The sequence below is a fragment of the Turicibacter sp. genome (assembly GCF_017941855.1).
Classification (GTDB): Bacteria; Bacillota_I; Bacilli_A; order MOL361; family Turicibacteraceae; genus Turicibacter; species Turicibacter sanguinis.
In genome coordinates this window covers 1-11,332 of the sequence record NZ_JAGAVR010000045.1, presented here as the reverse complement: position 1 = coordinate 11,332, position 11,332 = coordinate 1, and the positions used below count along the sequence as shown (strand labels likewise).

Below are 11,332 nucleotides of genomic sequence, written 5' to 3'. Positions count from 1 at the left end.
TTCAAGAAGTTACTCGATTATTTTATCAACCAACATCTCTTTTGTCAAATACTTTTTAAAATTCTTTGTTAGTTCGTTTTATTTACCAGAAACGAACTTCTATATAATACCAAGTTTGTCGTTTCTTGTCAAACCTTTTTTGAAAAAAGTTTTTCAATTCATTACCTTTTATTGAAACGAACTTCTATATATTATCAAGTTTGTCGTTTTTTGTCAAACCTATTTTCAAACTTTTTGAAGAATTTTAAAGTAGCATCTAATGATGCTACTTTTTCTCTTGTCCTTTCCCCTTAAAAAACAAGGGATAGATACCAAATCCTATAAAACTTATACTGCTATAAATAATAAAAGTTGCATTCCTAATCTCTCCTAGGATTTCTTTGAATACATGTTTAAGACTTAAAATAACAAGAATTCCAATTAAGCATCTTAAGATTTTAATCACTAGTGTTGTATTCTCTTGAAATTGAATATACCTTTTTTCAATTGTTGTTCCGAGCGCAAATCCAATAAATGTTCCTAATGATTTTGAAAAATCTATTGAAGTCATAAAAATCCCAGGAATGAAAACAATTAAAGTCGCTAAATATAAGAACTGTTTATTTTCTGTTCTTTCATAAAGATAATACGTAATCGTTGCGACTATAATTCCAAGCAGTAATCCAACTATTACATCACGCGGATAATGAACACCTAAGTAGAGTCTAGAAATCGCAACTAATAATATAAGAAGTAAACTTCCCCATCTAATCGAGCGCTTCTTCAGGAATATTCCTATCGCAAAATAGGTTGAAGAGGCTCCTTGCGTATGTCCGCTTGGAAATGAATAACCTGTTGCCGTCTGAGTTCTTAGAGAACGAATCCCTTCTTTACCAATCGGACGTTCTGCTTTAAAAATATTCTTAATCCAATTATTTAACAAACAACTTGTAAAATAAGAATAGCCTATGTATTCACCAAACTTTTTATTATAGCCCCAGTAAATACAAAGAATCACCGACAAAATAACGGCACTTTCTCCTAACATCGTGATAAACTGAACCACTTGATCTAAAACTTCATTATGTATACTTTGTATCATGCGTATAATATCTAACTCACTCATTTTCTTTTTCCCCTTCTTCAAATATTTCATTCAACACCCTGCCATCACAATCATAAAAATCTAATCCTAGTATGCTAGCAATAGTTGGAGCAATATCCATGACGCTTATATTTCCCATCTCAAATTGATTTTTTATCCCGACACCTGAAATCATGACAATAGTTTTATAACCTGCCTTAAGCGGTGAGTAGCCATGATTACCTTTTGTAAAATTTGATTTAACATCTTTAGAGGTTAAATCATCTTTAAATTGATAGCCCGCCTTGGCTTCAATTGCAATATCAACATCTGATGAAGCATGAAGACGCTTCAAGTCATTAACTGTATAGATAGTTTCAATACCGTAAGTAGGATCTTGCATGACAGATCGCAGTAACGTCATCACTTCTTTTTTGATAACTGAATCGTGGTCTTTAATATAAACATAAGCTCCTAACCCAAGGGATTGAACATAAGCTTTGTAATCTAGTCCATCTTCTGTTTCAGTGATATAACCCGCTCTTTTTAACACATTATTTAAATAAACATTCTGATGAACATCCATCTGCCCATGATCACTTGTCACAACAAAGACTGTATCATCATAATATCCCGCTTCCTTTACTGCTTCTACAATTTCCATCACTGATTGCTCATACACATTAAATGCCTTCACCGATTCAATAGATTCAACACCAAAATCATGCCGAAAATGATCAACGGAAATAAGATGTATCGCTAACAAATTAGGTTTCTTAGATTTTATCGTATCAACTGCTACAGCGGTTGAAAATTGATCTAACTTAGGTTGGGTACCATCTCCTAGGATTTTTCCATATTTCAAATAGGACTTAACCAAGTACATCGGTGTACCACTTTCTAATAATTTCGTTGCTTGGTTTTCTCCTGCTAAGGCAATAATTTCAGGAATATTATAAGTGATATTTCCTCGCCCTGTGACTGGCCATAAAATACTAGCCGTCACAAATTGATGTTGTGCGAGTTTATCAAACAATGAAGGAACTTTTACTTCATCTTGATACCAGTACCACGTTTGGTTTTTGATTGGGACTCCTACCTGTAGCTGGTGATTATGATAAATTCCGTGTTTATCCGGAGTCGTTCCAGTGACGATTGAAGTATGGATGGGATAAGTTAAGGTTGGATAGACGGTAGTTACTTGATTAGAATAGGCTCCCCTGTTAATTAACTCTAAAAAAACAGGGCGTTGCATTAAGTTATCAAAATCCGCTTCATATACACCATCTAAACTAATCATGATGACATGTTTAGCTATTTCATTTCCTGTATAAGCTGTTTTTTTGAATACTTGTCCCAAATCAAAACACATCCAAACTCCCCCTATTAAAATAATGATTACTCCTATGTATATCATTACTTTCATTATTTTATTCATGTTTTCACTGCCCCCATTAAATTCTCCCCTTTACCTTTTATTACACCTTATTTTTATAAACACTTAAATATAACGAGAGATTATGTTTAGCTCATAAAAAAAGAGTTGTCATAAAATACAACTCCAACCTATCGATATTCTAACATTCCACCTAATACATTGATGACATCGTATCCTAAAGAATTTAGGTATGCTGTCACTTGCTCCGTACGAGCTCCTGAACGACAAATTAAATAATAGCACTCTGTTTTTGATAAATATTGATGGGGTTCTCTCACTAATTCTTGCATCGGGATATGTCTGGCTTGCGCTAATTTAGGTAACGTTTTAAATTCTAATGCCTCGCGAATATCTATTAAATTGATCTCATTTAATTGAGGTTTTAAATCTTTGATATGAATGTGTTTCATATTTTGCACCTTCCTTATCCTCTCTTATTGTACCATTGATTCTTTTATTTATAAAATGACATGCAATAAATAAAAAAAGAGACTATCAGGAAAGTCTAATAGTCTCTTAAGTTAATGCTTATAGTTTAACGATATGAGAAGCTTGTGGTCCGCGGTTTCCTTGAGTAATTTCAAATTCAACTTTTTGACCTTCTTCTAATGTTTTAAATCCATCACTTTGAATTTCTGAGAAGTGAGCAAACACTTCATCACCGTTATCAACAGTAATAAATCCGTATCCTTTGTCAGCATTAAACCATTTTACAGTTCCTGTTGCCATGTTAAAAAAACCTCCAAAAATAAAATCATTTTAATTAATTAGTTACATCTCATCTAATACATGTCATTTATTAAATATTAAAACTGATGGAACTATCATTAATATTGTTGGTTTTATTTTTAAAATTATTCATATTTTATAAAAAAATTTTAAAAGCTACTTAAAAAAGTAGCTTTTAATGATTATTCTTCTGTTGAAACAGCTGTTTCAGATACGACTGCTCCATATTTTTGTTTTAAGTTATTATCAAAATATTGATAGTAACGTGTTAAGATACGTCCATTATATAATTTACGGTTTTTATCCGCTTCACGTCCAAATGCTTTTTCAAATTTAGAGAACGACGTTAAGATATTGAAATCCCAAGTATCTAATTTACGTTTCATGATTCCTAATTTTTTGTTTAATTTGAAGACTTCATCCTCTTCACCGATACGTTCTCCATATGGAGGATTTGTAATCATATAGGCGTATTTATAATTAGAAGAGAATTTATGGAAGTCTAATTGATGGAATTCAATTGCTTTAGCAACTCCTGCTTTTTCAGCATTTTGACGAGCCGTACGTAAAACTTGTCCATCTATATCATAACCAAACATACGTAATGAGTTATTCTTGATGGCTTTACGAGCACTGTCACGAACTTGTTCAAAAATTTCAGGATCCATTGATGGCCAATCTTCGCAAACAAATTGACGATTTAATCCAGGTGCAATATTATTTCCAATTAAAGCTGCTTCAATTAAAATCGTTCCCGATCCACAGAATGGGTCAACCAGTAAGCGTTCTGGTTTCCAACGTGATAAGTAAACTAAAGCTGCTGCTAATGTTTCTTTTAACGGAGCTTCTCCAGCGAATTCACGATATCCACGTTTGTGTAGTCCCGCTCCTGATGTATCGATTGTTAATGTCACAACGTCTTTAAGTAATGCTACTTCAATTTTATAAACCGGTCCATCTTCTGTAAACCAATCTTGGTTATACGCGCGTTGCATACTTTTAACAACGGCTTTTTTTACGATTGATTGGCAGTCAGGTACACTGTGTAAAGTTGATTTTACCGACTTCCCTACAACATGCATTTTCCCGTTAACTGGAATGTATTGACTCCAGTCAATGGCTTCTGTTTGATTAAATAAATCTTCGAATGTTGTCGCTTCAAATTCTGCTACTTTGATTAAAACACGTTCTGCTGTACGTAACCATGTATTTGTAATGGCGATGTCCATTTCATCTCCTTCAAAATGAACCTTACCATTTTCTAATTTTAAATCTTCGTAACCTAATCGTTTTAATTCGCGAGCTGTTACGGCTTCAATTCCAAATGTGGTTGTTGCAATTAATTGATAATCCATATATATTTCTCCTTATCTTAAAGTAGATCGTTTAGTTAAACGAATACTGAGATGACATTTAATTACAAAATTAGATTTAAACTACTCTTTTATTCTATCCATCTTACTCAAACTCACAACGTCGTTTTTAAGATGGCCCAAAATACCATTTTTAAGTTTATCATTAATCTGAACTGGTGGCAACGATTATCTAACTTTGTCGTTTGAATCGTATCAGTTTAAACCGAAAGTATCCTTTATATCATGAACGATTAAGAAACCGTTTAAACAAAAAAAGTCATTCAATTATTCACTGAATGACTTTTTTTTTATTTAATTTCAATGGTTCCATTGACTTGTTTCACGTACTTAATGTTTTGCTGATCAAGCAATGATGTCAGTTCCGATGTAATTTGTGTGCCCACTTGATTTTGATCGGTCACAAATTGGCTATAATAATCGCTGACTTCAGATGTCATGCTTTCATTTGCTATGACTAATTCTACCATTTGATTTAAGCTAGCTAATTTATAAGATAATAGGCGATTTAAATTAGAAAAAGATTCATCTGCCCCTTCACTGATACCAGTGGTTTTAATTTCAATATTTTGCTGAATAGTTTGAAGTTCTTGTTTATAGCTATCTGAAAAATCATTTAATTTTAAATGTGAGGTAAGTTGTTGATTCACTTCATTATGCATTGACATTAATTCGTCATACTCGGTTAGATATGTTGTGATTGGACTCACTGAATTCACTCCAAATAATCCAAGAAGTTTTTCTTGTGGAATCACGCCACTTGCATACAAAATAGTAACTAAAACAATGACAAGTGGTAGCCCCACTAATATACCTCGTAAAACATCAGCTCCCATTCCATCATTTGAAAGCGATAAGTTGAGGTGTTGATTTGAGGATTTATGATTTTGACGATTCCCTGCGTACTGACGGCTTAAATCATGATTCGCCTTATATTGTGTCGGGTCTATTCGTGGTTTTTCATATAGCTGTTTTCCTTCCTCTAATTCTTCTTCGAGTTTCCATTCTTGATACCAGTTACGATAATACTTTCTTTTTCTAGTCGACATCTCCCTCATTGCCAAAGTGATTAACTTTAGCAACTTCCCCCTTTCGTATGTGCTATTAGATCTTTTTTTATGTGTTATCTTTATCGTTACGACATAACAATCCTCATTCATGATGTCTCATTATTTTAAAATAATTCTTTATATTGTAGCTTACGTGATTTAGATTCAGCGTATGACTTTAATCAAAAAAAAGAATTCGACGTTTTTATTCATGTCAGAAAAAAAACAAAGAATGTGTCATTTGAATTCATAGGATAAGTCTTATATAATGATAGTTAAATGTCTCAAAATTAGGAGGATACATGGAACAACAATCATTAAGAAAATTTTTGATTTTTAACTTGTTAATCATGACGGTCTTTAACTTTGCTCATCCCGTCACACCTCGCCTTATTAATGAATTAGGGCTACCGTCATATATGTTTGGATTATTTTTTGCCATGATGTCTCTAGGTAGCTATATTTTTTCACCGATTTGGGGAAGTCTTTCCGATTACAAAGGGCGTAAACGCTTCTTGATGCTTGGTGTTTTAGGATATGGAACCGTACAACTTGGATTCGGACTTAGCCAAACAGCAGGTGTCATTTCAATCTTCAGGATTCTTGGGGGAATTTTAAGCGTTAGTTACGTCGCTGTTATAATGGCCTCTATTAGCGATCTTTCAACAAAAGAAAATCGTGCTAAATCACTGGCCTACTTAGCTGCCACAACAGCAATGGGAGCCGCTCTCGGGTCTAATATTGGAGGATGGATCGGAGCGTCAAATTATAAGTACACATTCATCGCCCAATTTATTGCCTGCATCTTATTAACGATTGCACTTGGTCTTTTCACAAAAGAAACCATTGAAACGAAAAAAGAAGGAAAAGCCTCTATTGCGACTAACCACTTAAAACTGAGCCAGAAATCGATTGATTTTAAATCAACACTTGGAAGCTTGATTATAACGGTTGCCTTTATGAACATTACCACAACGTCTTATAATTCAACAATCGGTTACTTTGTTGAATCAGATTTAAAACTTCCAACTCAATTAAATGGACTCGTTTTAAGTATCGCACCCATTTGTGCCATTTTAGTTAACTTCTTAATTAGTCCAAAACTGGCTGCTAAATACGATGAACTAAAAACATTAATGGTGGTCATCGCCTTAACTGCTTTCTCATTGTTTATGTGGGCCTTTAGTTCTAATCTGATAATTGTTGGATTATTCTTAATCATCTTCTTCATCGTCTTACCATTAGCACAACCGATTTATCAGAGTATGATTTCAAAACATGCAAAAGACAATGCTGGCGAAATCATGGGAATCCAGAATTCGGCCAGATCTCTTGGGATGATTGTCGGTTCTTTACTTGCTGGTTTCTTATATGACTATGGAAGTAAATTACCGTTTTTAGTCGGAAGTTTTACTGCATTTATTGCTTTAATCGTTCTGATTAAAGAATATAAAACAAAACAAAAAGACATCAGCAAATCATAGCTGATGTCTTTTTAGTTTAATACTTTTTAGGCTTAAATAATAACAAGGAACTAATGAGGCATAAAACGAACGATGGAATGCCATAAAAGGCACCAATTGCAAAAAATGAAAAAGTATGACCAATTGCTCCAATCACAGCTCCTTTCACTTTTTTTCCTTCTCGATTTAAGTAAGCCATTGTAATGAGGTTAAGAACAAGTAATCCTAGTGCGAAACAAGAGAACACTAATAGCATGAAACCAGAAAACCCTTTTGCTGGTTCCGATAGCCCACCTGTTAATTCAATTTGTGGAATTACGAGTTTTACTAACAAATAGACAACTCCTGCAATTAAGTTTAAAACAGCAGTCACAAGACTAAGGTTAAATCTTTTTTGCGCTTCCATAAACTCATCCCCATTCAGAAGTATTTCACCCTTATCTTAACATGTCACCCTATTTTTATCAACGCTTACAACAAATGGTTTTAGCTGACTTTTTCTAAGGTGATTAAGGCGTGCCGAGCATCAATTTCCTCTTCGGTTAAACCTAAGTTTAAAACCCGATTTAACTTTTCAACACAATACGAATTTGGTTTATAACAATTAGACGTCCAAATCCACATGTCATCCATTCCAAGTAAACGGCAAATAGCAAAAGCAATCGCAGCACCACGAGATACACCCGCTAAGCAATGAATGACGATACTTTCTACTTCTTCTGCATGATCTAAGACAAAATCTTTAATTTGATGACACTGCGCCTCAGACAGTAACGTTTGACTATCCGCTACCTCCGTAATATCATCAAAGGCTAATGATATTTTTTCAACAATTCTTGGGTTATGATAAAAGTTTGGGGGCTCTGTATTTGTTCCAACAATGGATACCAATAAAGCAACGCCCATCCATTGGTCATAGCTCCAATCCTGTGCTTCTTGTTGACTCATAATTTTGATTTCCATTTGATCACATCCTTTTCTTTAGCTCTTATACTATAGTTTATTGTAGATTTTTGAAATTTATCACCTTCTAATCAATGATTTTCTTTTTCCTTCCATCTAATGCTCATTTAACGATACATTTATAGAAAATTATTGATATAATTTTATTATAATTCTAATACCGGGGGGAAAAACGATGATACGTGTCGCATTAGATGGAACAGGAGATTTTTTTACGATTCAAGAAGCGGTTGATTCCATCTCAGATAGTAAACCTGAAACGATTTATATTAAAAAGGGAGTCTATGAAGAAAAATTGGTGATTGAAAAGCCCCATTTAACCTTTATTGGGGAAGAGGCAAAAGAAACAATCATTACCTTCTCTGATTATGCCAAAAAGCAATGGAATGAAGATGAAATTTATCAGACCTTTCGAACGTATACGGCTTTAATTGGAGCTAATCATTTATGCTTTTCTAACTTAACCTTTAAAAACGAAGCGGGAAAAGGAAGTGAGGTAGGACAAGCACTCGCATTATATGTAGATGGAGATTGTATTCAATTTCACGACTGCTATTTCCTGGCGCATCAAGATACGCTATTTACGGGACCTCTACCACCAGCACCTATTAAGCCTGGGTCTTTTGTCGGCCCAAGAGAACACGCTAAACGAGAAGTGGGACGCCAATACTTTAACAACTGCTACATTCAAGGAGATATTGATTTTATCTTTGGAAGCGCAACGGCTTACTTTGAAAAATGTACTCTTTTTTCAAATGCATTAAACGGACACAGTTATATTACAGCTGCCTCTACTCAAAAAGAAGAACCCTACGGCTACGTCTTTGAATCTTGCCAATTATTAAGTAATGCCACACCGCACACAGTTTTCCTTGGTCGTCCTTGGAGAGAATATGCACACGTTGCTTTTTTAAATTGTTATATGGGCCATCATATTCACCCTCTAGGATGGGATGATTGGGGAAAATTAAGCTCTCATGACACCGTACAATTTGTTGAATACAACAGTTATGGTCCCGGTGCAACACCCCATCAACGAGCTTCATATGCCAAAGTCATTGATCATCCAACTTATTATACTCGCGAACGTGTGTTAAAAGGTTGGAATCCGAAATGTTAAGGGAATACCGTAAAATTAAAATCAATATTTCATTGAAACAAATTAGTGATTAAACAAGATGAATAGTAATTTTCAAAATAACTAAAAATAATGATTTTATAAAATATTGAACCTACTATTTACTGTATTTATAGTTCATAATTATACTATAAATACAATTATAAATGCTTAAAAAGGTCTATGCTAAGCATAGACCTTTTGTAGTAATTAGAGCCTTTTTTTGAAGCTATCTCGTTATAGCTCTTTTTTATATAATATTCACAACACTTTTTTAATAGTATATAAAAATAAAATACAGGATTAATGATTTATCCTGACTATAAATAATCTCTATTAATAAAATAAAAAAGTTTACTATTCAAAATAAATATCAAGAAAAAAATTTATTTTCAACTATCGAAACTTCATCGCTTTTTTGTCGAAAAAAACGTTGTATATGTTGATATGATCCGCTATAATTGCGTATGTCTAGCAAAAAAAACATCAAATATTGTCGAAAAATTAAAACATTAAAATTATTGTATATTTTGTCATTTGTTGTTATAATTCATGTGTCTAGTTATAAAATACTTTTTTTAACATTCTATTTCTCTAATATAAATCTTTACCACACAACTATATACCTTTTTTAAAAAAACTAAATCATTAGAACAATCTTCATCTTATTATAACTAGACTTGGATTTTTTTTTTAAACCATTAAGTAATTATATCTCACGAGTATGATTTTATTACTGTAAATACCTATCAATATTGAAGGGTCCTAGACCCGCTTTTTTATTTATTTTATGAATGAATAACTAATAACCTAATAAAGGAGGTTGAAAATGATCTCACCTAATCATTTAAACAATATCTTACTCATTATAGATGAAGTAAAGCTAATCCACTTCCATAAAACCTCTTTACTTCATCAATCCTTGATTTCTAATACCGAAAAAAATAAAACATATAGACTAATCACAGATATAACAAAGCTTGAATTACTAATTAACCAATTAGAAGTGGTTATAAAATCATTAGAAAAAATCTAATTTTCAAAAGCATCATCATAATAATTTGATAAATCTTCTAAATTTATTTTTTATCCCTTGAAACATAAATATACCACAAAAGTGTAGTATTGTCATTCAAAATATACTATAATTTCTCAAAAAATTCTTAAATTATAGAGAAAATAACAAAATATACCACAATAGTGTAGTATTGTCATTTAAAATACACCACAAACTTTAATAAATATCCATTACATCTAATCATACGAAAGGAGCATTCTATTTGTCCTTTAATTCCTTTTTATCGAAGTATAAAATAACTGGGTATGCACTATCAAGAATGACTGGTTTAAGCCAATCCACTATTGCAGCTTGGACTAGCGGTGTAAGAGATCCGATGGGAATGTCGTTAAAGAATGCGCTAAAAATTTGTAAAGCTCTAAATATTGACCTTAATACGCTTCACAAAGAATTGAATCAGAAAAATTAAAATTAATTATCATCAAACTTACTATAACTATCTAATTTTTATTTATAGAATATACCCCATTTATAGAATATACCCCATTTATAGAATATACCCCATTTATAGAATATATTAAATAATTTATGACTACACATTAATTTTTATTTTATGTGGTAAGGATGATCTGTATTTCTAAATTTATTTTCTTCCTATAAAAACTATTAAATTTAATGTACATCTTCTAAAACTAATGTGTGACCTTTAAATAAGAGGAACTATCGGATAATAGATAATTAGCTTTATCTGCGAACCATAGCTCCTTTTTTTATTCTTATTGGTGAAAAAATTTTCATTTATTTTCAAACTAATATACGAAGTCATCTTTTATATACACTAAAGGAATGGCAGTTTAAGCTGATAATTTATAGAATACTAAGCATAGTGTTTACTATATTTATCTTTCATCATTATAAAAGCTACTTCCTTATATCCCCTTTTCTTATTAACAAATATAAGCCGCTAAAATTTTGCTTACTTCTGTGACATTAACACCCCTTGCAATGGTTTTTTCAATAACGCCATATCCTGATACCCAGATCTTAAAATCAACATCTAAATCCACTGTTCCAGCTGCCTCCAAACTAAAACACGAAATTTTATGATAGGGAATGTTT

Annotated in this window: 12 protein-coding genes; 3 read left to right on the top strand and 9 right to left on the bottom strand. The window is 32.4% G+C overall.

The annotated features are described in order from the left end of the window. Positions 1-265 precede the first annotated feature (265 nt). The 6 genes from J6D32_RS06535 to J6D32_RS06510 form a co-directional block, all read right to left on the bottom strand. Positions 266-1,105 carry a phosphatase PAP2 family protein gene (locus J6D32_RS06535; RefSeq protein WP_006785768.1) on the bottom strand — a complete coding sequence of 280 codons (840 nt, stop codon included), beginning with the start codon at positions 1,103-1,105 and terminating at the stop codon, positions 266-268. After that, positions 1,098-2,435 carry an alkaline phosphatase family protein gene (locus J6D32_RS06530; RefSeq protein ID WP_055165644.1) on the bottom strand — a complete coding sequence of 446 codons (1,338 nt, stop codon included), beginning with the start codon at positions 2,433-2,435 and terminating at the stop codon, positions 1,098-1,100. The genes J6D32_RS06535 and J6D32_RS06530 overlap by 8 nt, the downstream gene beginning before the upstream one ends. 194 nt (positions 2,436-2,629) lie before the next feature. Continuing rightward, positions 2,630-2,911: a rhodanese-like domain-containing protein gene (locus J6D32_RS06525; RefSeq protein WP_006785770.1), complete on the bottom strand. Its 282-nt coding sequence runs from the start codon at positions 2,909-2,911 to the stop codon at positions 2,630-2,632. A gap of 118 nt (positions 2,912-3,029) precedes the next feature. Next, positions 3,030-3,230 carry a cold-shock protein gene (locus J6D32_RS06520; protein WP_006785771.1) on the bottom strand — a complete coding sequence of 67 codons (201 nt, stop codon included), beginning with the start codon at positions 3,228-3,230 and terminating at the stop codon, positions 3,030-3,032. A 182-nt stretch (positions 3,231-3,412) separates the two neighbouring features. Next, positions 3,413-4,585 carry a THUMP domain-containing class I SAM-dependent RNA methyltransferase gene (locus J6D32_RS06515; RefSeq protein ID WP_006785772.1) on the bottom strand — a complete coding sequence of 391 codons (1,173 nt, stop codon included), beginning with the start codon at positions 4,583-4,585 and terminating at the stop codon, positions 3,413-3,415. A 308-nt stretch (positions 4,586-4,893) separates the two neighbouring features. Next, complete coding sequence (locus J6D32_RS06510) at positions 4,894-5,685, bottom strand: hypothetical protein (protein WP_229040175.1); 792 nt, start codon at positions 5,683-5,685, stop codon at positions 4,894-4,896. 269 nt (positions 5,686-5,954) lie between these two features. On the opposite strand from J6D32_RS06510, the gene J6D32_RS06505 reads away from it, so the two are divergent. After that, complete coding sequence (locus tag J6D32_RS06505) at positions 5,955-7,136, top strand: MFS transporter (protein ID WP_006785774.1); 1,182 nt, start codon at positions 5,955-5,957, stop codon at positions 7,134-7,136. A gap of 16 nt (positions 7,137-7,152) precedes the next feature. Here the strand turns inward: J6D32_RS06505 and J6D32_RS06500 are convergent, their stop codons facing one another. Next, positions 7,153-7,521: a hypothetical protein gene (locus tag J6D32_RS06500; RefSeq protein ID WP_006785775.1), complete on the bottom strand. Its 369-nt coding sequence runs from the start codon at positions 7,519-7,521 to the stop codon at positions 7,153-7,155. Between the two features lie 80 nt (positions 7,522-7,601). Continuing rightward, a complete protein-coding gene (locus tag J6D32_RS06495) occupies positions 7,602-8,078 on the bottom strand; it encodes a dual specificity protein phosphatase family protein (protein ID WP_006785776.1) in 477 nt (158 codons plus the stop codon). Between the two features lie 175 nt (positions 8,079-8,253). Here J6D32_RS06495 and J6D32_RS06490 point away from each other — a divergent pair, with 175 nt between their 5' ends. Next, positions 8,254-9,198 (top strand): pectinesterase family protein, encoded by a 945-nt coding sequence (locus tag J6D32_RS06490; RefSeq protein WP_132943025.1) that lies wholly within the window; start codon positions 8,254-8,256, stop codon positions 9,196-9,198. A 1,277-nt stretch (positions 9,199-10,475) separates the two neighbouring features. Beyond that, positions 10,476-10,682: a helix-turn-helix domain-containing protein gene (locus J6D32_RS14075; RefSeq protein WP_132943024.1), complete on the top strand. Its 207-nt coding sequence runs from the start codon at positions 10,476-10,478 to the stop codon at positions 10,680-10,682. Positions 10,683-11,160: 478 nt separating this feature from the next. Here J6D32_RS14075 and J6D32_RS06485 read toward each other — a convergent pair whose 3' ends face one another. Next, positions 11,161-11,328 carry a PH domain-containing protein gene (locus J6D32_RS06485; protein WP_287467429.1) on the bottom strand — a complete coding sequence of 56 codons (168 nt, stop codon included), beginning with the start codon at positions 11,326-11,328 and terminating at the stop codon, positions 11,161-11,163. Positions 11,329-11,332: the final 4 nt, after the last annotated feature.

Bases quoted from the DNA above. Each gene is read 5' to 3' on its own strand.
- J6D32_RS06500 (WP_006785775.1), bottom strand. From the start codon at position 7,521: ATGGAAGCGCAAAAAAGATTTAACCTTAGTCTTGTGACTGCTGTTTTA.
- J6D32_RS06535 (WP_006785768.1), bottom strand. From the start codon at position 1,105: ATGAGTGAGTTAGATATTATACGCATGATACAAAGTATACATAATGAA.
- J6D32_RS06520 (WP_006785771.1), bottom strand. From the start codon at position 3,230: ATGGCAACAGGAACTGTAAAATGGTTTAATGCTGACAAAGGATACGGA.
- J6D32_RS06530 (WP_055165644.1), bottom strand. From the start codon at position 2,435: ATGTGTTTTGATTTGGGACAAGTATTCAAAAAAACAGCTTATACAGGA.
- J6D32_RS06515 (WP_006785772.1), bottom strand. From the start codon at position 4,585: ATGGATTATCAATTAATTGCAACAACCACATTTGGAATTGAAGCCGTA.
- J6D32_RS06495 (WP_006785776.1), bottom strand. From the start codon at position 8,078: ATGGAAATCAAAATTATGAGTCAACAAGAAGCACAGGATTGGAGCTAT.
- J6D32_RS06490 (WP_132943025.1), top strand. From the start codon at position 8,254: ATGATACGTGTCGCATTAGATGGAACAGGAGATTTTTTTACGATTCAA.
- J6D32_RS06505 (WP_006785774.1), top strand. From the start codon at position 5,955: ATGGAACAACAATCATTAAGAAAATTTTTGATTTTTAACTTGTTAATC.
- J6D32_RS06525 (WP_006785770.1), bottom strand. From the start codon at position 2,911: ATGAAACACATTCATATCAAAGATTTAAAACCTCAATTAAATGAGATC.